Source organism: Geitlerinema sp. PCC 7407, assembly GCF_000317045.1.
GTDB lineage: Bacteria > Cyanobacteriota > Cyanobacteriia > PCC-7407 > PCC-7407 > PCC-7407.
Genome location: NC_019703.1, coordinates 2,464,910 through 2,488,962 on the forward strand (window position 1 = coordinate 2,464,910; position 24,053 = coordinate 2,488,962).

14 protein-coding genes are annotated in these 24,053 nt (G+C 58.6%); 4 read left to right on the forward strand and 10 right to left on the reverse strand.

Annotated elements, in window-relative coordinates; translation table 11 throughout:
• Nucleotides 1-27: 27 nt before the first annotated feature.
• On the reverse strand, nt 28-552 hold the full coding sequence (locus GEI7407_RS10135) for a hypothetical protein (protein WP_015172061.1): 525 nt from the start codon (nt 550-552) through the stop codon (nt 28-30).
• Nucleotides 553-651: 99 nt separating this feature from the next.
• The gene (locus tag GEI7407_RS10140; protein ID WP_015172062.1) at nt 652-1,749 is read right to left on the reverse strand and encodes a DJ-1/PfpI/YhbO family deglycase/protease; all 1,098 of its coding nucleotides are present in this window, start codon (nt 1,747-1,749) and stop codon (nt 652-654) included.
• Nucleotides 1,750-2,188: 439 nt separating this feature from the next.
• Here GEI7407_RS10140 and GEI7407_RS10145 point away from each other — a divergent pair, with 439 nt between their 5' ends.
• Complete coding sequence (locus tag GEI7407_RS10145; RefSeq protein WP_015172063.1) at nt 2,189-2,752, forward strand: gamma-glutamylcyclotransferase; 564 nt, start codon at nt 2,189-2,191, stop codon at nt 2,750-2,752.
• Between the two features lie 16 nt (nt 2,753-2,768).
• On the opposite strand, the gene GEI7407_RS21630 is transcribed toward GEI7407_RS10145, so the two are convergent.
• From GEI7407_RS21630 to GEI7407_RS10165, 4 genes are all read right to left on the reverse strand, one after another.
• Nucleotides 2,769-5,390: a response regulator gene (locus GEI7407_RS21630; RefSeq protein ID WP_015172064.1), complete on the reverse strand. Its 2,622-nt coding sequence runs from the start codon at nt 5,388-5,390 to the stop codon at nt 2,769-2,771.
• Between the two features lie 4 nt (nt 5,391-5,394).
• Nucleotides 5,395-5,982: a chemotaxis protein CheB gene (locus GEI7407_RS10155; RefSeq protein ID WP_015172065.1), complete on the reverse strand. Its 588-nt coding sequence runs from the start codon at nt 5,980-5,982 to the stop codon at nt 5,395-5,397.
• Entirely contained in the window at nt 5,982-6,818 is an 837-nt protein-coding gene (locus tag GEI7407_RS10160; protein WP_015172066.1) for a protein-glutamate O-methyltransferase CheR, read from the reverse strand. Before GEI7407_RS10160 ends, GEI7407_RS10155 begins: the two co-directional genes overlap by 1 nt.
• 139 nt (nt 6,819-6,957) lie before the next feature.
• Nucleotides 6,958-10,656 carry a response regulator gene (locus tag GEI7407_RS10165; protein ID WP_015172067.1) on the reverse strand — a complete coding sequence of 1,233 codons (3,699 nt, stop codon included), beginning with the start codon at nt 10,654-10,656 and terminating at the stop codon, nt 6,958-6,960.
• A 288-nt stretch (nt 10,657-10,944) separates the two neighbouring features.
• Between GEI7407_RS10165 and GEI7407_RS19525 the strand changes: the two genes are divergently transcribed.
• A complete protein-coding gene (locus GEI7407_RS19525; protein WP_190274125.1) occupies nt 10,945-13,254 on the forward strand; it encodes an ATP-binding protein in 2,310 nt (769 codons plus the stop codon).
• Nucleotides 13,255-13,532: 278 nt separating this feature from the next.
• Here GEI7407_RS19525 and GEI7407_RS10175 read toward each other — a convergent pair whose 3' ends face one another.
• From GEI7407_RS10175 to GEI7407_RS10185, 3 genes are all read right to left on the reverse strand, one after another.
• Entirely contained in the window at nt 13,533-13,742 is a 210-nt protein-coding gene (locus tag GEI7407_RS10175; protein WP_015172069.1) for a hypothetical protein, read from the reverse strand.
• 413 nt (nt 13,743-14,155) lie between these two features.
• Nucleotides 14,156-14,923 carry an aquaporin Z gene (gene aqpZ, locus GEI7407_RS10180; protein ID WP_015172070.1) on the reverse strand — a complete coding sequence of 256 codons (768 nt, stop codon included), beginning with the start codon at nt 14,921-14,923 and terminating at the stop codon, nt 14,156-14,158.
• A 536-nt stretch (nt 14,924-15,459) separates the two neighbouring features.
• Entirely contained in the window at nt 15,460-16,386 is a 927-nt protein-coding gene (locus tag GEI7407_RS10185; protein ID WP_015172071.1) for an ABC transporter substrate-binding protein, read from the reverse strand.
• A 444-nt stretch (nt 16,387-16,830) separates the two neighbouring features.
• On the opposite strand from GEI7407_RS10185, the gene GEI7407_RS21800 reads away from it, so the two are divergent.
• A complete protein-coding gene (locus GEI7407_RS21800) occupies nt 16,831-19,422 on the forward strand; it encodes a TonB-dependent receptor domain-containing protein (protein ID WP_015172072.1) in 2,592 nt (863 codons plus the stop codon).
• Between the two features lie 378 nt (nt 19,423-19,800).
• Nucleotides 19,801-23,544 (forward strand): PAS domain S-box protein, encoded by a 3,744-nt coding sequence (locus GEI7407_RS19530; protein ID WP_015172073.1) that lies wholly within the window; start codon nt 19,801-19,803, stop codon nt 23,542-23,544.
• On the opposite strand, the gene GEI7407_RS10200 is transcribed toward GEI7407_RS19530, so the two are convergent.
• Entirely contained in the window at nt 23,541-23,897 is a 357-nt protein-coding gene (locus GEI7407_RS10200; protein ID WP_015172074.1) for a Spx/MgsR family RNA polymerase-binding regulatory protein, read from the reverse strand. The genes GEI7407_RS19530 and GEI7407_RS10200 overlap by 4 nt on opposite strands.
• Between the last annotated feature and the right edge of the window lie 156 nt (nt 23,898-24,053).

Genomic DNA, 24,053 nt, shown 5'->3' on the forward strand with positions numbered 1-24,053 from the left:
GCGCATCTCTAGAACGCTCCTAGAGCCCTAGTTTTGAGCGGCGCGGGCTTGGGTGAGCTCAGCATATTTTGCCTCTGCTGCCTGGTAGGACACGAGATAGTCCTGGCCGCCAAGCATCACATCTCCGTAATACTCATAGGGCATCTCTCCATAGATGGGCAGCGGATCATCGTCTGGATAGTCTTCTTTGGCTTCTTCGACGGCGGCTTTGAGCTGCTTGGGGGTGAGGCGATGGGCCGGGAAATAGTAGAGATTTTCGGTGCTGGCGTTGAGGTAGGGCAGGTTGGGATCGACAATGACGACGCCAGGAGTATCGGGAGCCTCTGGAGCTTCGGGGACATCCGGGGCATCAGCCGCGCGATCGCCCACCTCGATCCAGCTATGCTCGACCAGCTTGCAGCGGCCACCGCCCGCCACCAAAAATCCTTGGACGTAGGTTGCTCCCTTCACCGCCAAGGCTGCTCGATAGGCGTTGTCAAAGGGCTTTCGAGACTTGCTTTTGACCTTTTGCGCCACTTCTCGAGATAGAGCCTCATCAATCCGTACTTCCATAGCAACCAAGCTACCCGCAATAGTTCATCACTCGCTGAGTATAGCGGTTTGGTGGGCTGGTGGGGCGATCGCCCCACCAGCCGCGCGATCGCTCCAGAACTAGCTCACACCCGCCATTGTCGTTGGCGTGGGCGGCTGGACATTGGCTCCCTGACGAGCGCGGTAGTAGTCACCCAAGCGCTCTTCGTGGAGCGCCAGATTCATCTCTACCTCGTCAAAGATCTCCGCCGTGATCGGGTCGGTGAGGCTGATGCTGATCTGAAAGGCATCTACCACTCCCGTCTGCAAATCTCCAAGCGCTCGCCGAACAATACTCATCTGGTCATTGTCATTGGCCTGGAGCCAGTTTTGCAGCGTCGCGTAGGCCTCGCTGGCCGTGGACTGCCAGGTCACCCGCTCCCCAAAGTCCGCCAGACGAGACTCCAAACGATGCAAGTTCCGCTCCTTGGTGACGCAGACTTCTTGTAGCACCAGGGTCAGCTCTGGATCGCGAGCCCGCTCAGCGTATTGACGAAACTCAGACAGGGTATAGCGTTCGCCAATGATGGCCGTCTCTAGGGCTCGGATGATGTCGCCGCGACTGGATCCGCCCCAGTTTTCGCCCAGCTTCCACCAGGCAAACTGGCGATCGCCCAAATCAGGCAGGTGCGTATCCTTTAGGGACAGGCCCAGCTGGCTGAGGATCACCGTCGTGAACATCGGCAGATCGCCCGGCTGACGCGACGTAATTAGGTTGCCATCCACCACCACCGCCTCGTCGATGTAGGTGGCCCCCGCATTCTGCATATCCTTGCGAATGGCGCGGAACCCTGTCGCCCGTCGCCCGCGCAGCTGGTCCGCCTCGATCAGGAGCTGCGGCCCGTGGCAGACCGCCGCAATCAGCTTTTCTTGGCCCATGGCGTCCATGATCAGCCGCACCATGTTGGGGTTGGTGCGCATCACGTCCGGCGCATGCCCCCCCGGAATCACAATCAGATCAAAATCCTCCGATCGCACCTCCGTCGCGGTGGCCTCGGGCTTGACGGTGACTTTGCCCTGCTTGCCGTGATACTCGCTATTCATGCGGGAGCCCACGACGGTCACTCGGGCTCCAGTCTCTCTCAGGGCCAGATAAGGAATCTGAAATTCTGAATCTTCAAACCCTTGCTCAATCAAAAATGCAATGTGAATGGATCGATTGCCGTTCGTCGGAGCCATTCTATTTTTTCCTCCGTGGAATGTCGGCACTACTCACCTCATCCTAGGTAAGCTGCCCAGTGCCGACGTCAATCAACGGAGATATCTCTCCCGAACCTCCAGCAGAGAATTACAGCAAAATTGCGATCGCCCTTTGTTATCAATCGGTCACTAAATGGGCTTATTAAATACACAGACTTTATTCAGAATCTTGAATAAAGACATTCAAAATACAGACCTCCCAGATTTCAAACCCGAGAGAAAGTCGAGCGTCTTTTACCTCAGCAGCGACTTCAGATCAGCGGTTTTGCCATGCCAAGTCAGGCTTAGGGAAGTCAGTTTGAATTTTTGCCTTATATAAGAAAAGTTTATTCTACAGTAAGTCGGTCGGAATAGGATTGATTTTTAGAGTATGTCTGATAGGATATTGACTCATATACATAGCATTGGTTATGGCGTTATGAGCGTTCACCCTGGACAGCCCACTCGTGTATGGGTCCCCGAGAGCCAAGCTGCTGAACCCAGCTTTTATTACTTCGCCTACGGCTCTTGCATGTGTCCAGTGGATCTGAAGCGATCGCTCGGTGAATCGACCCACGCCTACGTCCTGGGGCCTGCCAGTCTTCACGGCTATCGCCTCGGCTTCTATCGCCGCTCTCCTTTTCGGGACTGCGGCGTCCTGGATGTGGTGAAAGATGCCCGCTCGTCGGTCCAGGGGGTTCTCTACAAACTGCCCTGGCGCTTGAGCGATCGCCTCGATGAGCGCGAAGAAGTCCCCCGGGGCGGCTATCGCCACGAGACGGTCAGCGTCCAGTGCCGAGGACGCCAGTTCAGCAGCGTGCGCACCTACGTCGTCGTCAACAAGCTCGCGCGCGAACTCGCCCCCAATGACTGGTACTTCAATGTGGTGATGCGCGGCGCCGTGACTTGCGGACTGCCGGAGCAGTACTGCTGGCAGCTTTTTCAGCACATGCACCAGCTCCAGCAGCGCGAAGAGCCAATCCAGATTCGTCGCTCTGCTTAGGAATTCTTGGGCTGGGCTAGGTGGACTGGACGAGCTGAAGAATGGCGCGGATGACCGAGAGGGGTTCGACGGGTTTGGCGATGTGCTGCTGGAATCCGACGTCTCGGGTGCGCTGGGTATCGGCTTCGGAGGCGTAGGCGGTGAGGGCGATCGCCGGTAGCTGGGCAAGGTCGTCGGTGCGCGATCGCAGCGATCGCAGCAGCGTGTAACCGTCCATCTCCGGCATGCCAATGTCGCTCAGCAGGATATGGGGAGGGGGGTCTCGATCCAAGATCGTCAGTACCTCTCGGGCCGATTGGGCGATCGTCACCTGGGCACCATACTGCGTCAGGGTGCAGGCCACGACCTCCCGCGTATCCTCTTCGTCATCCACCAGCAGCACCCGAATCCCGCTCAGATCAAGCACCAGCGAGGCGTCTGGCGGCTCCAATGCCGCCTCGCTGGTGGCAGACAGCAGCGGCAGCAGCACGGTGAAGGTCGCCCCGTGGCCCTCGCCTTGGCTCTCGACCCAGACGGCCCCGCCGTGCATCTCGATCAGGTAGCGGACGATGGCCAGCCCTAGGCCCAACCCCCCAAATACCCGGGTGGTGGTGCTGTCGGCCTGTCGGAAGCGCTCGAACACGTAGGGCAAAAAGTCAGGTTTGATGCCGCGGCCCGTATCGATAACCTCGATCTTGGCGTAGGGAAGGCGATCGCCCATGGACTGGGTGGGCCACATGCCAATCACGGCCTGATCCGGCGGTACTGGGTCTTCATCGACCCGCCGGAGGCGAATGGTGACCGTGCTGCCGTCCGGCGAGAACTTCACCGCATTAGACAGCAGATTCCAGATCACCTGCTGTAGCCGATTGGGATCGCCCAGCACAGGCCCCAGGGTCGTATCTAGGTCGCTGACGATGGAGATGGACTTGGCGTCGGCGCTGAGCTGGACCGTCTCGATGGCGGCTTCGATGGTCGATGGCAGGGTGACGTGGGTCTGGTTGAGCACCAGTTTCCCGCGCAGAATGCGGGAGACATCGAGGAGATCTTCGATCAGCTGGGCCTGGAGCTTGACGTTGCGCTCGATGGTTTCCAGGGCTCGGTGGGTGGTGGCCTCGTCTAGTTTGCGCGATCGCAGCAGCTTGGCCCAGCCCAAGATCGGGTTGAGGGGCGATCGCAGCTCGTGGGACAAGATCGCCAGAAATTCATCCTTGATTCGGCTGGCCGCCTCCGCTTCAGCCCGGGCCGCCTGCTCGCTGGCCAGGAGCTGCTCGCGCTCGGCTTCGCTCTGTTTGCGATCGGTGATGTCCTCGGTAATGCCCGTCACGCGCACCACTTCACCACTTTGGGCGTCGCGCACCGGAAAGCCGCGATCGCGCACCCAGCGGATCGAGCCGTCGGGTCGGATCACCCGATACTCCACCGAGAACTCGTCTCGCACCATGTTTTCGCACAAGAAAAGCATCACGCGATCGCGATCGTCTGGGTGAATGGCGTCTAGCCACTCGTGGTAATCGTCATAGAGCGCTGACAGCGATCGCCCCCAGATCTGCTCATAGGCCGGACTGACGTAGAGCAGCCGCTTCTGGTCCTCCGCCAGCTCAAAAATCCAGAACACATCTTGGATATTGTCCGCAAACTGGCGAAAGCGCTCATCGCTCTGGCGCAGCGCCGCCTCCGTGGCCTTGCGTTTCGTAATGTCCAGGACCACCCCCATCATCTGGACTGCCTGCCCTTCAGCGTTGTAGAGGCCCCGTCCGCGAGCCGCAATCCAGCGAATCTGGCCATCGGGCTCCAGCACCCGGTACTCTTCGTTGTACTCCTGGCGCGACCGGAGCACCTCAGCCACCACCCCCTGAATGCGATCGCGATCGCCTGGGTGCAGCTTCGCCACAAACTCCGGATAGGTCATAGAGGTCTGGCCCTGAACCCCAAACAGATCCAGGCCTCGCGGCGTGAAGACAATTTCCCCCGTCGCCAGATCCCAAAACCACATGCCCAGATTCGCCGCCATCGTCGCCAGCCGCAGCCGCTTTTCGCTCTCCTGGAGCGCCAGTTCCGCCTGCTTGCGATCGCGAATCTCGCTTTCCAGGCTGCGATTGGTCGCCTCCAGCTGCGCCGTCCGCTGGAGCACTCGCTGCTCGAGGTCCGCATTGAGATGGTTGAGCTGGCTATTGGCCACCTGGAGCTCGCGCTGAGTCATCTCAAGCTGCCGAGCCTGACGCTCCAGGGCCGCCGTTTTGCGGTAGAGATCGACAAACACATTCACCTTAGAGCGCAAGATCGCCGGCTCCAGAGGCTTGAGCAGATAGTCCACCGCTCCCAGGGAGTAGCCCTTGAAGACCAGATTATTGCTAGTGCTAAAGGCCGTGACAAAAATAATCGGCGTCTGGCGCGATCGCGGCCGCTTGCGAATCAGCGTCGCCGTCTCAAAACCGTCTAGCTCCGGCATCTGCACATCCAGCAAGATCACCGCAAAATCTTGCTCTAGCAGACAGCGCAGCGCCTCCTGGCCCGAGTGGGCCTTCACCAAGTTCTCCCCCAGATCCGCCAAGATCGCTTCCAGGGTCAAGAGATTTTCTGGGTGGTCATCCACCAGCAAAATATTCACCTTCTCCTGGTGAACCTGCGGCTCACAGGGCAAGACATCTGGCTGCATGGGCTTACCTCAGCAAAGGCTGACACAACTTCATCAAGCAAGGAACAATTTCCGCTAGAGACAACACATAGTCCACCTCTGTCGTCGCGATCGCCGCCGTCGGCATCGTTGCACTTTCTGCCGTTCCCGGATCCTGCACAATGGTCCACCCCCCCTTCGCCTTAATTCGCTGTAATCCCTGCGCCCCGTCGCGGCTTGCCCCCGTCAGCACCACCCCCACCACCGCCTCGCCATAGGCGTCCGCCGCCGACTCAAACAGCACATCGATGGAAGGGCGGGCGTGCTGCACCGGCGCCTCCGTTGACAGCGAAAAACACGCTTTCTCGCCTAGCCGGGGCGACTCCACCAGCAGGTGATAGTCCGCCGGCGCCAGATACACCTGTCCCGGCGCCAGCGCCGTCTTGTCCTCCACCTCCAGCACCGGCAACGGACTAAAGCGCTGCAAAAAATTGCCCAGGTCTTCAGAGTGGCGGTGGCGATGCTGCACCACCGCGATCGGCACCGCAAAGGTCGGCGGCAGATCCGGCAGCAGGGTCTCCAGCGCGTTTAGCCCGCCCCAGGACGTCCCCATCACGATCAGCTGGATCGACATTAGTCGATCCTCCGATACAGCTTCTCACCCTTGACCAGCTGGCTATAGCGAGACTCGATCGCCTTCGTCTTCAGCGACTCGCGATGGCCAAGACCCAAAATTCCAAAGTGCGCCAGACTGTCGTGGAGCAGCCGGTGCACCTGATCTTGCAGCGTCTGGTTGAAATAAATCAGCACATTGCGACACAAGATGACATTGAACTCATTGAAAGAGCCATCCGTGACCAGATTGTGCGGCGAAAAGATGACCTTTTCTCGCAAAGAGGCCCGGAAGATCGCTGAATCCGAGTTCGCAGTGTAGTACTCCGAAAAAGAACGCTTTCCTCCCGCTCGAATATAGTTTTGGGTATACTCCTGCATCAGGCGCAGCGGAAAGATCCCCGCCGCAGCCTTTTGCAAAACCACTTCATTCATATCGGTCGCGTAGATCTGACAACGGGAGTAGAGCCCTTCCTCCTCTAGGAGGATGGCAAGGGAATAGACCTCTTCTCCGCTGGAGCAGCCAGCATGCCAAATGCGAACGAACGGGTAGGTACGAAGAATGGGAATAACATGGCGACGAAAAGCCAGATAGAAACTGGGATCGCGGAACATCGCCGTGACGTTCACCGAGACGCCGAGCAAAAATCGCTCTAGACAGGCCGGATCATGGAACAGTTTCTCTTGCAGGCCGGAGATGGTGCTTAGCTTTTCGGCCTGGACGAGGTTCCAGATGCGACGCTTGAGGGAACTGACCGCGTAGTTGCGGAAGTCGAAACCGCAGTAGCGGTAGAGACCTTCTATCAGAAGAGATACTTCAATGTCTTCTAGGTCGGGTCGTGACTTCGGCACACTCATTCCACTATGACTTTGATCTAGAAGGATGGCGCAACAAGGATAAATCAGGACAACAGCCCTGGGATCGCGCTGGAGAAACCAACCGACAGATCAAAGGTTGACCTGTAGTGTAGCGCTTTCTTTAGCAGGAGCAGTCTCTCTAACGATAGAGCCAAACTCGCAGGAGAGAAATAAGCTGCTCCGTATCGACGGGTTTGGCAATGTAGTCAGAGGCACCAGCCTCGATGCATTTTTGGCGATCGCCCTGCATGGCCTTAGCGGTGAGGGCGATGATGGGCAGGTGACGAAACTGGGGCTGCTGGCGAATGCAGCGGGTCGTCTCGTAGCCGTCCATCTCTGGCATCATCACGTCCATCAGGACAATGTCGAGATCGGGGTTCGACTTCACCAGCTCCACCGCATCGCGGCCATTCTCCGCGAAGAGCACCTCCATTTGATACTCCTCCAGCAGGCTGGTCAGAGCAAAGATATTGCGCACATCGTCATCGACAATCAGCGCCTTTTTGCCGACGAGGACGGGATCTACTTCCCGCAGGCGCTCTAGGATCTGGCGCTGGGGCCGAGGCAAGTTGGCCTGATCGCGGTGCAAAAAGAGGGAAGTCTCTTCGAGCAGGCGCTCGGGCGATCGCACATCTTTGAGAATGATGCTGTCGGTCATGCGCTTGAGGCGGGTTTCCTCCGCGCGCGTGAGATCTTTGCCGGTGTAGACGATGGTCGGCAGGGGCGGCAGCCCCCGCTGGGCCAGGGTCGCCTGAATTTGCTCGATCAGCTCGAAGCCATTCATATCCGGCAGGCCCAGATCCAACACCAGACAGTCGAACTGGTCCCCCCGCAGAGCGCCAAGGGCCTCAGCCCCGGTGCTGACCGCCGTGGTGCGAATGTCGCCGCCCCCCACCAGCTCTAGGATGCTCTGGCGCTGGAGATCGTTGTCCTCGACCACTAGCAGGTTGCGGGTCGATCGCTCCAGGAACTGGCGGATGTTTTGGAGGACGCGGGCCAAGTCGTCGGGGCCGACGGGCTTCTGGGTGTAGCGCAGGGCGCCCTGCTGGAGGGCTCGCTGGCGGGCGTCTAGGGCCGACAGGACATAGACCGGGATGTGGCGGGTGTTGGCGTCGCGCTTGAGGCGATCGAGCACCGTCCAGCCGTCGGTTTGGGGCAGGTCCAGATCCAGGGAGATGGCGTCGGGCTTGAACTCTTGGGCCATGGCCAGTCCCACCTCCCCTCGGAGCGCCACCAGCACCTTGAAGCCCTGCTGCCGCGCGCTGTCTCGCAGCACCTCCGCAAAGCTGGGGTCATCTTCGAGGATCAGCAGCACGCGATCGCCCGACGAGAGGCTATCGCGATCGTCCTGCAAGAGGTTGGCCGAAAAGGGCACCGACTCCGGCGGCAGCGTCTCGCGGAGGGCCAGCGTCTCTGGGGAGCTCTCCGCCGAGGGAGAGGGCTGGGGGAATCTGGCCTCGGGCGGCACCGCCATCAGCAAATTGCCGGGCGGAATCGCCGACGGCACGATGGTCCCGTAGATTTGGGGCAGGTAGAGGGTGAAGGTGCTGCCCTGGCCCACGGCGCTGCTCAGGACAATCTGGCCCCCCAGCAGCTGGCTGATCTCCCGGCTGATGGACAGGCCCAGGCCCGTGCCGCCGTACTTGCGGCTGGTCGTGCCGTCCGCCTGCTGGAACGCCTCGAAAATCACGCCCTGCTTGGCGGGGTCAATGCCAATGCCGGTGTCGATGACGCTAAAGGCGACCACGCATTCAGCCTGGGACAGGGTGGGGTGATCGGTGCTCCAGCCGTCGCGGGCCGTCGCGATCCGCAGGGTGACGCTGCCCTGTTCTGTGAACTTGAAGGCATTGGCCAAAAGATTTTTCAGCACCTGCTGGAGACGCTTGGAGTCGGTCTGGATCGTGTCGGGCAGGTCTTCTGCCATCTCGATGCGGAAGTCGAGCCCTTTGTCGATAGCGATTTGCTGAAAGATCCGCGTGGTCTCGTTTCGCAGATCGTCAAAGCGCATGAGGTCAATTTCGACGGACATGGTGCCCGACTCGATCTTGGCCAGATCCAAAATGTCGTTGATCAAGCTGAGCAGGTCGGTGCCTGCGGCGTGAATGGTCCGGCTGTACTCGATCTGTTTGGGGGTCAAGTTGCCGTCGCCGTTGTCGGCCAGCATGCGCGAGAGGATCAGCAGGCTGTTGAGGGGGGTGCGCAGCTCGTGGGACATATTGGCCAAGAACTCCGACTTGTATTTGGAGGTCAGGGCGAGCTGCTCGGCCTTGCGCTCGAGATCGAGCTTGGTCACCTCGAGCTCGATATTTTTTTGCTCGACTTCGCGCTTTTGCACCTCTAGCAGTTCGGCTTTTTCTTCGAGCTCTTCGTTGAGCTGCTGCAGCTCTTCGTTGGACTGCTGCAGCTCTTCTTGCTGCTGGGTGAGGAGCTCTTCGGAAGCTTTCAGGGCTTCGGCCTGCTGCTGCAATTCTTCGTTGCGCTCTTGGAGCTCTTCTTGCTGGGTTTGCAGTTCTTCGGTGAGGATTTGGGCCTGGCGCAGCAGCACCTGGGTGCGCATATCGGCGGCGATCGCCGTTAGCACGACGCCAATGGAATCGCTGACTTCGCTCAGGAACGAAAGATAGAGCTCATTGAAGCGCTGAAAAGACGCCAGCTCGATCACCCCCAGCAGCTCTTGCTCAAACAAGATCGGCAGCACCAAGATATTCAGCGGCGGCGCTTCCCCCAGGCCGGAGTTGATGCGGATATAGTCGCTGGGGACCTCGCTGAGCAAGATCGGCTGGCGCTCGAGGGCGCACTGGCCGACGAGGCCCTCACCCAGGCGGAATTCGCTGCCGAGGTGCTTGCGCTCTTGGTAGGCGTAGCTGCTCAGGAGCTTGAGGGTGGGGGCGTCTTGGCTCGAGTCCAGCAGATAGAAAACGCCGTGCTGGGCCTCGACAAGGGGCGCTAGGCGAGACATAACCAAGCGGGCCACGCGTTCGAGATCGCGCTCTCCCTGGAGGAGCTGGGTAAAGTTTGCCAGGTTGGACTTGAGCCAGGTCTGGGCTTCATTGCGATTGGCGCTCTCGCGCAGGGAGACCACCATTTGATTGAAGGTGCGCGAGAGGATGCCGATTTCGTCCTGGCGATCGCCCTCTGAGACAGACACCGACAGGTCGCCTTCTCGCAGGCGATCGGCGGCGCTGGAGATGCGGCGCAGCGGGTCAGAGATATTGCGCGCCAAGACGAGGCCAACGATACCCAGCAGCGCCAGGGAGGTGGGCACGCCGTAGGTGATCGTGTTGATAGTTTGGCGGTTGGCGGCCTCGGCGGCTTCGAGGCGATCTTGCAAGGCTTCGGTTTCGGTAGTGCGCATGGTTTCTGCCAGGGCGCGCACTTCGGTCATGGTCTGGCGTCCGCGATCTTCACGGATAAAGGCGATCGCCGCATTGAGTCCTGACTGACGCCGCAGATTCAGCGCTGCCTCCAAGATGCTGAGACGCTCCTCGATCAGCGGCTCTAGGCGCTCGAGACGTTCCTGCTGGATCATGTGACCCTCGGTGAGCTTCTGCATCTCTTGTAGATGCTCATCAATGCTGCCCAGAGCCGCCTTGTAGGGCTGGAGATAGCGCTCCTCGCCAGTCAGGATGTAGCCGCGCTGGCCGGTTTCGGCGTCCTTGAGAGTCGAGAGGAGCTCTTCTAGCTTGGTGAGAAATTCGTAGGCTCGCTTTTGCTGGCGATCGGTTTCGATGCTGCGCATTGCATCGCGATAGGCAGAGATGCCAATGAGGGCAAAGATAGTGATCCCGAAAGCAAAACTGAGGCCAATTTTGCTGCCAATTCTCAGATTGTTAACCATGGGCGCTCTCCGCGCGATCGCCCTTCGATTGTCTCACGGGAGATCCTTTTGGGACCGGCATTTATTCACTGCTGGGAAGGGGTTTGCGCACTTTTTGCGAGTTGGCGCACCGACTTTACTTTTTTAAAGCTTTTAGGGCCTCAAAAGAGTGAATGCTTTCGCCGCTCCTTTGGGGAAAAGTAGAAAGATTGCGCAAAGAAAACGCCCCTAGGTTATCGTCAAGGTACAATTTGGGGCTGCGAACTCATGCCAGAAGGACAGGGGATTCGGCCTTTTCTGGAAAGGAGCGTGACGCAACGGCGATGGGGTTTGCTATGGGTGAACCTGCTGACGCTGACGGCCGTTGTGCTCGGCGCCCACTACAGCACTCGGCAGTTGCTCCAGGTCTTGCACGAGGAAACGCAAACCCAAGAAACGCTGGCTGAGCTCCAGACGGTGCTGACCTTGGTCACGGATGCAGAAACCGGGGGGCGGGGATATCTGCTGAGCGGCGAGACCAGTTTTTTGGAGCCCTATACTGCTGCCCAGCAGTCCCTCACTGCCTCTCTAGAAGGGCTGGCCGAGCACCTCAGGGGCGATCGCCTCCAGCAAACTCGCTTTACCCAGCTCAAGGCCCTCCTGCGCGAGCGGCTTGATCTGCTGGAAGTCTCTATTGCGGTTTACAAGACGGGAGCCAACCAAGCGGTTCAGGCCGACTTCTTGCGGGAGGGCAAACAGGTTCACGATCGCATTCGTCAGACGATTGACGAGATGGCCGACCATGAGCAGCGGCAGCTGCGGCAGGTGATGGCCCGCTCTGAGGTTCTCGCAGACCGAATGAACTGGATCTTGCTAGGCGGGTTTGGCCTGAACTGGGTGATTTTTTGGGTGACCTATGGGCTGCTCGATCGCCAAATCTTGGCGCGGCAGAGAGCGGAGCAGGAGCTCCAGCAGGTCAACCGGGCGCTCAAGGCGCTGAGCGCCTGCAATCAGCTGCTGGTGCGGGCGGAGCGGGAAGGGGAGTTTCTTCAGCAGATCTGTCAGGCGATCGCCACGGTGGGCGGCTATCCCTCAGTTTCGATCGCGCTAGCGATTGCCGAAGCGCCTTTTTGGCGGGCGATCGCCCACGCCGGGGTGGAGACGGCGCTGCCCGACAATCCCACTCTGCCCACCGGCCAGAGCACCCGGGGGACAGCCTCTCACACATCCGGGGAGCAGACCGCTGCGATCGCGCTGCCGCTGTCTTTTGAGGGCGATCGCGGCTGTTTGCAGATCTCTCACCCTCCCGACAAACCCTTTAGTCCATCGGAGATCCAGCTCCTAGAGGAGCTGGCAGGGGACATCACCTACGGGGTGGAGATGCTGCGGACCCGCCGCGCCCGCGAGCAGGCCGAAGAGGCCCTTCGTCTGGCCAAAAGCAATCTGGAACTGCGGGTGCAGGAGCGAACCGCAGCCCTCACGATCACCAACCATCGCCTAGAGCAGGAGCTGCTGGAGCGCCAGCGCATCGAAGAAGCTCTCCGGCAGAGCGAGAGCCGGTTTCGCAGCGCCTTTGATGATGCGGCGGTGGGGATGGCCATTGTGGATCTAGACGGCTTTTGGGTGAAGGTCAACAGCAAGGTGCAGACGATCTTGGGCTACTCCGATGCGGAGCTGCTGATGACGACTTTTGCGGCGCTGACCTACCCCGAAGACTTGGAAATGAGTCTGCAAAATATGCACGATTTGCTGTCGGGAAAGATAGACGCCGTAGAGGTCGAAAAGCGCTATTTTCACAAGCTGGGACATATCGTTTGGGTCTTGCTGAGCGTCTCTCTGGTGCGCGATCGCGCGGGGCAGCCGCTCTATTTTGTTGCTCAGCTCCAGGACATCACCGAGCGAAGGGCGATCGAGAAGATGAAAAGTGAATTTATCTCAGTGGTAAGCCACGAGCTGCGCACGCCCCTAACCGCTATTCACGGCTCGATCAGCTTGCTAGTCTCGGGCGTTCTCGATCACAAGCCCGACAAGGCTCAGCGCATGCTGGAGATCGCCTCTGCGGAGACAAAGCGCCTCGTGCGCCTAGTGAATGACATTCTCGATTTGGAGCGGCTGGAGTGTTCGACGGTCGTTTTGGAGCGGGAGTGGTGCGACGCGGCAGGGCTGATCATGCAGGCGATCGAGGCGATCCAGGCGATCGCCGACAAAGCCGGGATCTCTCTCCAGCCAGAAACGGTCTCGATGCAGATCTGGGCCGCTCCCGATCGCGTTATCCAGATCCTGACCAATCTCCTGAGCAATGCGATCAAGTTCTCGCCCGCAGACAGCACGATCCGGCTCGGCGTAGAACCCTCAAGCCAAGACGGTCTGGAATACGCCCGCTTTTTTGTCAGCGATCGGGGGCGCGGCATCCCGGCGGACAAGCTAGAAAGTATCTTTGGCCGCTTTCAGCAGGTAGATGTCTCGGATTCTCGTCGCCGGGGCGGTACGGGCCTGGGCCTAGCGATCTCTCGCAGCATCGTGACGCAGCACGGCGGCCGCATCTGGGCCGAAAGCACCCTCGGCGAGGGCAGCACTTTCTATTTCACAATTCCCATTCCGATTGCACCGGAGAAGGCGCAGTCTCTCTGCGAAGAGTGAGAGAGAAGCAATTTAAAGCTAGATCCTACTGGTGATTCAAAGATTCATTAATAGGTAACAGAGAACTATATAAGTTTGTAGTTCTATACTTTCATAAAGTACAGAATTAGCCTTGCCAAATCGGACCTTGCCTCAGTCAGGATCGAAAACATGGTTTTGAAAAAAGATAGTTTTGATTTAACTTTTAGGGGCGATCGCGTCATATCACCCAGAGAAATCTCCGGGTGATATGTTTGGGCATAGAGCCAGATTAACAATAATAGAAAGGGATTCACGCCCTAGTAGCTATCCTCACCCCCTGCGCTGCTGAGGCCCAGCATTCGGTTGGCCTGGTAGAGCTGAGTGGCGATCGCCAGACGTCGTCCCAAACTCACACTCCCATCAGCCAAAACCTCCTGGGCCAGCTCTCGATAGAGCGCTCCAGTCGCACTATCCACTTGATCAATATTTCTCAGATTGGCGTAGATTGTATGGGTCGAGATCGGCATGATGTAGCCTCCAAAAAGTCGATCGCAGTGAGAGCAGCCAGCAATCTTAGGTCAAGGTGAGGGTGAAGGGATAAGCCGCAACCTCTAGAATGCTCGTAGCGAAGGCTGCTGTACTCTCATCGTGCCTTGGTTCAGAGCCCCACAACCAATTTAGTAACAAAGTTTGATACAAAACCGCAGCCCATTCTCCAGCCCTGTGGCCCTAGCAGCGCCAGCACCGCCCCCAGAGCCACCCCTAGCGCCAGCACGACAGCAAGCATTGGGTCACGAAGATGGCAAAGACACCCGCGCAGAAAATCACAAAAAGAAGAAAAAAGAAGGATAGTACACAGACTATCCCCCTCTCAGACACTATTAGAGATCTACTCAGACATTCATTAAGAGTCAGGGTTTCAATCCCCATACTCCAGACATCAGGGATTGGGGGCCATCTCCTCAGCCACTTCTGGCGTTGTGGGAGCCTCAAACAGCGTGTAGTAGAGCCACCCCGCCGCGATCGCCCCCAAAATCGGGAACACCCAAAAGACCCAAAGCTGACCGATCAGCTCCACCCCCGCAAAGAGAGCCGGACCCGTGCTGCGCGCCGGATTCACCGAGGTATTGGTGACCGGGATGCTGATCAGGTGAATCAGCGTGAGCGCAAAGCCAATGGCAAGGGGCGCAAACCCACTCGCCGCCAGCCGATCCGTCGAGCCAATGATGATCAACAGGAAAAAGAATGTCATCACAAACTCAGTGACGATCGCCCCCAGCAGGGAATAGCCCGCCGGAGAGTGCTCGCCAAAGCCGTTTGTCGCGAAGGGATTGGAACCAGCCAAGGTAAATTCTGGCTGGCTGCTGGCGATCAAATACAAAATACCCGAAGCGGCGATCGCCCCCACCACCTGGGACGCGATATAGGGCAACAGATCCGCCCCCGGAAAGCGCTTCGCCGCAAATAACCCAAAAGAAACCGCCGGATTAAAATGTCCGCCGGAGATATGGCCCACCGCATAGGCCATCGTCAGCACCGTCAGACCAAAAGCAAGGGAGACCCCCACCAGACCGATTCCCAGGGGGTTAGCCTCATTGCCGTAGGGGAAACCGGCCGCGAGCACCGCGCTGCCGCAGCCCCCGAGCACCAGCCAGAATGTGCCAAAAAATTCTGCAATACACCGTTTCGTCAAAGTCGCTTTTGCCATGGATTCTCCTATAAACGCCTATCAGTTAGGTCGTTGGCCAATTTGCCAGGCTGTCGTCAGGCGTGACTCTATAGAGTCAATGCAGTCGAATGCAGAGCTAGGATGCTCGAAAAATATCTTGCACCATGGACAGTTTGCCGAATCTCTCCAAGGAGAAACCGGCAAAATTTGTCACTCTTCGGCATCAGCCACCCGCCATCAACGTATCTTGTCGAAACAAAAGAAGCTGAAAACAATGCCATGAGAAACAAGCAGGTACGCCGGTTTTAGGGCAAACCAGGGCACCAAACAAGGGCCAAAGCCAAAGAACTAGCAGCGATCGCCGTGAGAGACTGGATTGCTAGCCAGCACACAATAGATCTCCCGAGAGAGATCTCAACTTTGTAAAATTGATGACGGGTGAGATCCGTCACGTTGAAAGAATACAAAGAATATTAGGAGATCTCTGCTCAAAGATCTCACCAAGCGCTAGAGATTTATCTTTCCTTAAGAAACGGTCCGCTACCGCGCAAAAGCGGCGATCGCCCGTTCGCGCCTCAGGCTGCCGCGCCCAGAGCCGCCACAGTCCGCTGGATCAGTCGCTCCGTCGACAGCGGCCCCCCAAAAAACCAGGTATCTTCTCCCAAAGAATAGGTGCGCTCTTGCGCCACAAAGTCCAGCTTTTGCCATAGCGGGTTGCGCTGGATCTGCTCGAAATTGGCGTCAGCAGCAGCAATGTAGAGAAAGTTGGCGTTTTGGTTGGCCGTGGTGAGCTCTTCGAGGCCCAGGCTGTTGTAGCCGTAGGGATCGACAGCGCCCTGCCAAGCATTGGTGAGGCCCAGGGCAATCAGGGTCTGGGTCGCGAGGGCTCGGTCATTGAAGAGGCGAAAGGGCGGCGTCGCCGACAGTACCTGGGCCAGCAGAAAAGGACGCTCCATCGCGCCAGCCTCCCGGAGGGTAGCCGATCCCTGGGTCAACGCAGTTTGTAGCCGCTGCACCACCGCTTCGCCTTCGGCCTGCTTGCCCACGGCAGCGGCGATCGCCCCCAGGGTCTGCTGCATCTCCGTCAGGGGATCGGGGCCATTGGCCGCGTAGGGATCAAAAATCTGGGTCGGGGCGATCGCCTCCAGGGTCGAGGCAATGGCGCGATGGCGAAAAGCCACCCCCAAGATCAGGTCTGGCTTCAGGCGAGCAATGGTCTCCAGGTTGGGCTCTTGGCGCGTGCCCACATCCACCACCTCAGGTCCCAGCTCCGGCGACACATTCACATAGCTGCGATAGTCCTGGATGTCTGCCACCCCCACCGGCTGCATCCCCAGCGCCAGCAAGTCCTCTGCATAGACCCACTCCAGGGCCACCACACGCTGGGCCGGACCCGTGGGAGTTGGCGCGACGGCCTGAGAGTCGGGGCGGCGACCGCACGCAGTCGCCACCGCCGCCGCCCCAGCCGCCAACAGAAAATGACGCCGCGTCCAGGATTGCATGATCATCTCCGCCTTCGATTCCCTCTGATAGCGATTCTTCTGACTTTTCACGACGCCCTAGCGCTTCTCCCAAGGGAAGATTGCATTCCCCGAAGCTAGTTGAGAATACTTCTTCTAAAGCAGGCTAATAGCATTGAAAATACTTGTCAAGCCTGACTCATTTTTGTAGCAGCTTTTTCTGCAAAGTGCGTTGAGCACTTGACTCAATAGAATCATCAAAGATCCTCAGAGTGGGCTTTTTAGACCAGGCCGGATCATAGATCTGACAAATTTATCTTGACACAAGCTGCGAAATCTTCTAAATCTGGATTGCTCAGTAATTGCAAATTAGTTTCAATAAGCTAGAGCAGCAAGGCAAAACCGAGTCGGTTTTGACCGGAAATTTTGGGCGCGATCCCTTGGCGCGATCGCGGGTTGTTGTTGTTGCAAAAAGGGTTGTGAGGAATGACGGTTCGTCAGTGGATACAGGCTGGGATGATTTCGGGGGCGGCGATCGCCGCTCTGGTGCAGCCCGCATGGGCGCAGGAGGTCAGCATCACGGCCATTGACCTTGAGCAAGCCGCCGATGGCGTGCGGCTACAGCTCGAAACCAGCGGCGTGCCGGAGATCGTTCCTAGCACCGAAGGGAACGCTTACATCGTGGAGATCCGGGGAGCCCAGCTCCGTCTGGCAGAAGGGAGCACCTTCGAGCAGGCCAACCCCAACACGGCGATCGCCTCGGTTCAGGTCACCGCCGTTGACGACAGCACCGTTCGCATCGTCATCCAGGGCGCCGCCGAGCTGCCCGCCGGGGAAGTGGTCTACGTGCCGGGCGGCGTGAACGTACTGGCAACCTCCCCCGCCGCCTTCACTTCAGTGGCCAGCGGCCTCTCGACCGGGGCACCCGTGCCGACGGCTGACGCAGGATCAGAAGGCGACATGGCCGAGGGGGACATGGCGGAAGGGGACATGGCCGAGGGAGACGCTAGCTCCGAAAGCGCTCAGCCCCTCACGGTGATCGTCACCGCCACCCGCACCGAAACGGAAGCCGATCGCGTCCCCCGCTCGGTCACCGTCATCTCCCGCGAGCAAGTTCAGCAGCAGACCCGCCTCTCTCGCGACGTGGGCGAGGCCCTCGGCAAACTCGTCCCCGGCTTCGGACCGCCGACCCAGAGCAGCAGCGGCTTCGGCCAGTCCCTGCGGGGCCGCAGCGTCTCGGTGCTGATCGACGGGGTGCCCCAGTCCGTCAGCCGGAACGTGTTCCGCGACCTCAACACCATTGACCCCGACGCCATCGAGCGAATCGAGGTGCTGCGCGGACCGACGGCGATCTACGGTGACGGCGCGACGGGCGGCGTGATCAACATCATCACGCGGCGGGCCAGCGAGGACCGCCTGGAGGTGACCACCGAGGTGGGCGTAGACACGGCGGCGGGCGGCGATGCCTTCCTAGAGGGCGACAGCATCGGCTATTCCTTTGGCCAGTCGATCTCGGGAACCGATGGCGGCTTTGACTATGTTTTGTCGGCGACCTTTGCGGGGATTGGCAGCTTTTATGATGCCCAGGGCGATCGCGTGCCGCCAGACCCCAACGCCCAGGGCGGTCTTGCTGATGCCGATCGGATCAACCTGCTGAGCAAGCTGGGGGTCGAGCTGGCCGAAAATCAGCGGCTCCAGTTTACCTTTGAGCACTTCGAGGACAACCAAAACACCGACTTCACCAGCGATCTGAGCATTGACCAGATCCCCGGTCGCCAGAAGGCTCGGGCGCGGCGGGGCCTGGTGCTCGAAGACCCGGCGGGCAGCGAAAACACGGTGCTCAACCTCGACTACACCCACCGCGACTTTCTCAATGGCCGCCTCCACGGTCAAGCCTACTACCGCAACTTCAAGGGGCGCTTTTTCCCCTTTGACGCGCGCAGCTTCGCCAGTTTGGGCAACACGATCTTCCAGTCGGAGCTCCAGTCCGAGAAGTGGGGAACGCGCCTCGATCTCGATACGCCGCTAACCCAAGATCGCTCTGTGCGGCTGCTGTGGGGCCTGGACTACAACAACGAAGACGTCAGCCAGCCCCTGGATATCTTTGATCCGGTGACCCTCGAAAATAGCGGCGGCCTGGTGTTCCGGAAGATCGGCGATCGCAGCTGGACGCCGCCCTACACCCAAAAAGCCCTCGGCCTGTTTGCTCAGCTCAACTGGGACATCAGCGATCGTTTCTTGATCAATGGCGGCGTTCGGCACGAGCGCGTGGGCGTCGATGTGGACACCTTCACTACGATTCGGGGCGACAACATCGGCGGCGGCGACTTAGACTACAACGCGACCCTATTTAATGTGGGAACCGTGGTCGGGATCACCGACGAAGTGAACGCCTTTGCAAACTTCGCCCAGGGCTTCTCTCTGGCGGATGTGGGCTTGGCGCTGCGCAACGCTCCGGCGGGCTTCTCGGTCGAGACCCTGCGGCCCGAACCCCAAAAAGTCGATCACTACGAGATCGGCCTGCGGGGCGACTGGGACAAAGTGCAAGGCTCCATCGCGGCTTTTTATAACCAGTCGGACCTGGGCACAAGCTTCACGGCACCGGGGGAGGTTCTTCGCGATCCCCAGCGGATCTATGGGGTCGAGCTAACGCTGGATGCCCAGCCGAGCGATCGCTGGCAGGTCGGGGGCAACCTCAGCCTGTCCGAGGGCGATCGCGACAGCGACGATGATGGCGACTACGAGAGCGATCTGAACGGCTTTAGCATTTCGCCCCTGAAGATCTCGGCCTATGTCGAGCACGCCACCACGCCGGGCTGGAGCAACCGGCTTCAGGCGCTCTTCTCCGGATCGCGCGATCCAGAGGGAGACGGCTTTGGTCTGGGTGAGGTAGAGAGCTATTTCACCGTGGACTATCTCAGCAGCATTGAGCTAGGCCGCGGCACTCTCACCCTCGGGGTCGAGAACCTCTTCAACAACCAGTATTTCCCAGTGGTTTCTCAGCTCCAGTCTGCTGACTCCAGCTACTCTGCTGCTCGAGGCCGCACGATCCGCGCGAGCTATTCTTTCTCCTGGTAGTTTTCCACCACCACACCTGAGTTTTATCACCACACCTGAATCAATAGAGGCCCTGGGCGATCGCCTAGGGCCTTTTTTTAAATCTGTGGAAGAATCTACAAAGGAGATTTGTTCTCCCAGAGAAAAGACTTAGAATCAGTTCAGATTCTCTGAAAGTATGCTCGGACAGCCAGAGCCTTATTAAAGAAATATAAATTTTCGCGAAGATGTGCCACAGAAAAGACGGCGATCGCCGGTAGATTGGGAGCTAGGCCACCTGACTCAAGGATACTTAGAGAAAAAGGTGATTTCTAACACGTTTCGTACCCCCGTCCGAAGCGAATTCAAGGGTCAATAAAGCGGTACTCTCCTCGATCTAGACATCAAGAAGCTTTCTGCATGGTCATGAGTCAATTCCCCAATGCCCATTTGACAGACGGGGATTTCGCCTTACCAGTGCCTGATTTTGCGGCTGTGGCGCGGGTCATGCAGGCGATCGCCCGGGCCTCCCATCGCCCAGCGCTTTTCAAGACGCTTCTAGAAGCAGCGCTTCAGGAATGGGGAGCTCAGGAAGCCGGGCTGGCGATCGCGACCCCCATCGGTCTGAGCATCGTCGCTCAGCTGCCCGAGGAACCCTCGGAGGCGGCCCGAGGCTTTGCCCATCGATCGGAGGGATTCGAGGCTTTTTTGCAGCGGGTCCAGACCACCCGGCGGCACCAGGTTGAGGCGATCGCAGATTCGGGTGTCCGCGCGGCGCTGGTCGGCGTTCCCCTCCTTGACGGTGAGCGCTGTGAGGGGGTTTTGTGCTTTCGGCACGAGCACGGTCTGGCGTTTGGGGAGGCCCAGTGGCAGCCGCTGCTGGCGATCGCAACTCAGGGGGCGATCGCCCTCCATCAGATCCATCGGCACAGCCAGACCCACCAGCGGGTGCAGCAGCTTGAAGATCAGCTCCAGAGCCAGCTTCAGCAGATCCATCACCTGATGAGCGATCGCCTCCAGATCACCGAGAAACTCACCTGGCTCTTTGAGGGTTCTCCCTACCCGATCTTGTTATTTTCGCTACCGAGCGGCCAATATCGCGACGTCAACAATAGCTTTTGCCAGATGCTCGGTTTGCAGCGAGCGGAGGTGCTCGGACAGACCGGCAACACCCTAAATATCTGGCTCGATCCTGGCGATCGCGATCGCCTCGTGGCGGTGGCCCGCACCACCGGCACCCTCGACAACTATGAGTGTCGCCTGCGCACCAAATCCGGTGATATTCGCACCTGGCTGATTTCTCTGCGCGTGATCTTGCTAGAGGGCCAGCCCCACGGATTTGTCGTCGGCAATGATATCACCGAGCGCAAGCGAGCGGAGGAGCTTTTTGGGCTGGTCTTTCGGGCCTCGCCGGGGGCGATCGTCTTGGCCCAGTTTTCGACGGGCAGGATCATCGATGTCAATCAGAGTTTTTGCGATCTGCTGGGCTATAGCCGCAGCGAGGTTCTGGGGCGCGACGGCCAAACCCTCAACCTCCTGGTCAACTCTGAGCAGCGGGAGTCCTTGCGGGAGTATCTCCAGCACCAAGGCGTCTTTCGAGATATCACCCTGGAGTGTCAGACCAAGGCAGGCCAGGTTCGCACCTGTCTCCTTTCAGCAGAGCTGATCCAGTCCCACAACCTCGATCTTTGTATTGTAGCGATCAAAGATATTACGGCTTGGAGCCAGACAGAGCAGGCGTTGCGCCAGAGTGAGCAGCGCTGGCAGCTTGCCATCGGCGCTAACAATGACGCCATTTGGGACTATGACTTTCTTACCGACCAGACCTTTCGATCCGATCGCTGGTTTGAAATTTTGGGCTATACGCCCGAAGATCTCACCAGAAGTGGAGAGTCCTGGTTTCAGCGTATCCACCCCGACGATCGCGATCGCATTCTCCAGCACCGTCAGGCCTTTCTCGATCGCAAAGTCTCGACTTATCACGTGGAATATCGTCTGCGCGCCTCGGACGGCAGCTACAAGTGGGTGAGCGATCGCGCCCAGTGTCTCTGGGATAGCGAAGGGCAGCCCCTGCGCCTCATCGGCTCCATGAGTGATATCACTTTGCGCCGCCGCATGGAGGAGGCCCTGCGCCACAGCGAGGAGCAGTTTCGCCGTCTCGTGTTTAATATCCCGGGCGCAATCCATCGCTGTCGATATCTCCACTGTGGCGCTTCTACAGAGTTTATCAGCGACTTTATCGAAGAAATGAGCGGCTATCCAGCCAGCGACTTTATCCAAGAGAGAGTTCGATCCTATCTCGATATTGTCCATCCCGATGATGCGCAGCACTTTTTAGAAGTCTGCTATCAGGCTGTCCAGAGCCAGGATCCCTTCATCATGGAATATCGCATCTGCCACGCCGATGGCAGCATTCGCTGGATGTATGAGAAGGGTCGCGCCACGGTGGATGAGGCTGGAACGACCTATGTCGACAGCGCAGTGTTTGACATCACCGATCGCAAGCTGGCCGAAGAAGCTCTCCGAGAGAGTGAGCAGCGCTTTCGGACGCTCATCGAAGAATTGCAGGTGGGAGTTTTGCTTCAGGGAGCCAATGCTGAGGTACTGGTGGCAAACCGCGCCGCGCTCAAGCTCCTGGGCCTGACCGAAGCCGAGATTACCCATCTCGATATCTATGATCCGATCTGGCAGGTGGTGCACGAAGATGGTCGCCCGTTTTGTGTAGAAGAGCAGCCCACGCCGCTGGCGATCGCCACCCGCCAGTCGGTGCGCAATGTGGTGATGGGAGTGGGGAGACCCGATGGCACCCTAGCCTGGCTGCTGGTCAACGCAGAACCCCAGTTCACCCAAGAGGGAGAAGTTTCCCAGGTGATCTGCACCCTCAGCGACATCACAGAGCGCAAGCAGGTCGAAGAAGCCCTTCAGCAGGCCAAGGACGCCGCCGACGCCGCCAACAAGGCCAAGAGTGAGTTTTTGGCCAACATGAGCCATGAGCTGCGAACGCCCCTCACAGCGATCTTGGGGCTCTCAGAGGTCCTCGCCGACCAGGTTTATGGCTCCCTCAACGAGCAGCAGATTCGCTATCTAGAGACGATCGCCCAGAGTGGAAAACATCTCCTAGAGCTGATTAACGATCTTCTAGATTTAGCCAAGGTAGAAGCCGGCAAGATTGATCTCCACTTGGTGCCCACATCCGTGCAGGATCTGTGTGAATCCAGTTTGATGTTTGTGCGGGAGCAGGCTCACCAGCGAAATATCACCCTGAGCCTGGAAATACCGCCCGAAGCGTCTCTGGTAACCGTTGATGAGCGCCGAATGCAGCAGGTGCTGATCAATCTTCTCAGCAATGCCGTGAAGTTTACCCCCGCTGGGGGAAAGGTTGCCGTGGAGGTACAGGTCGATCGCGATCGCGGACTGCTGCGGCTCATGGTCACCGATACGGGTATTGGCATCGCCGCCGAAGATCTTCATCAGCTTTTTCAGCCCTTTGTCCAGGTCGAGAGCTCTCTGTCTCGGCGCTACTCCGGGACGGGCCTGGGCTTGACCCTTGTACGACGAATTGTGGAGCTCCATCAGGGGAGCGTCTCGGTAGAAAGCCAGCCCAACGAGGGTAGCTGTTTTACGGTCTCCCTTCCCTGGCCGCTCACGCGTTCCCTGCGCGAGATCAGGGCCTTTGAGGGAGGCTTTTACGCTGCTCGGGAAATCTCTCTGGAGGAGGCAGAGCCACAGATCCAGCGATCGCCCTGCCCAGACGCGCACCTTCGGCCGCTCATTTTGCTGGCAGAGGACAACGAAGCGAGTCTCACAACGCTGCGGGACTATCTCCAGTCCTGCGGCTATCAGGTGATCGCCGCCCGCAACGGCATCGAAGCGGTGCATATGACCAAAATGCAGACGCCGGAGCTAATTTTGATGGATATTCAGATGCCCCAAATGGACGGCTTGGAGGCGATGCGCCACTTGCGGCGAGACGTGAATTTTAGCCATATCCCAATTCTGACCCTCACGTCTCTGGTGATGCCGGGCGATCGCGATCGCTGTCTGAGTGCTGGAGCCAATGAATATCTCTGCAAGCCCATCGTGCTCAGAGAACTCCATCAAATGATCCAGCACTATCTTCCGTGCAATCGAGAGAGACCTCCGAGGGAATCTAGGACGCCCTAGAGGCCCAGTTTTTCACGAATGACTGGCTCTTTTTCCCGAAAGCCCACCAGCACGGCTGAGCCATCTTTGACAAAAAGAGGACGCCGCAGCAGCATGGCATCTTGGGTGAAGGCGTCGATCCACTGCTGATCGGTCCAGGTATTTTTCTCGTCACCTAGGGCGCGGTAGGATTGGCCCGAGGTATTGCGCATGGCCTTGGCGCCCAGGGCCTTGACCCAGTCAGCGATCGCGCTTTTGGTGGGCGGGTGATCTTTGGTGTTGATAAATTCATACTCAACACCATTATCCGCGAGCCACTGAAAGGCTTTCTTGCAGGTGCCGCAGTTGGGAATTCCGTAGACTTGGAGAGACATAGACTCTGATATAGATTCTGACTTTGATCAAGCGCTTTGTAGCATAACGCCGCAGCGCGATCGCCATTGTCACTCAAATTGGCGCGCGGGCGATCGCCCTTGAATTTTCGCTAGGGAGATTCGGGATCTGCGAAAACCAGTTTTTATCTCAATCCT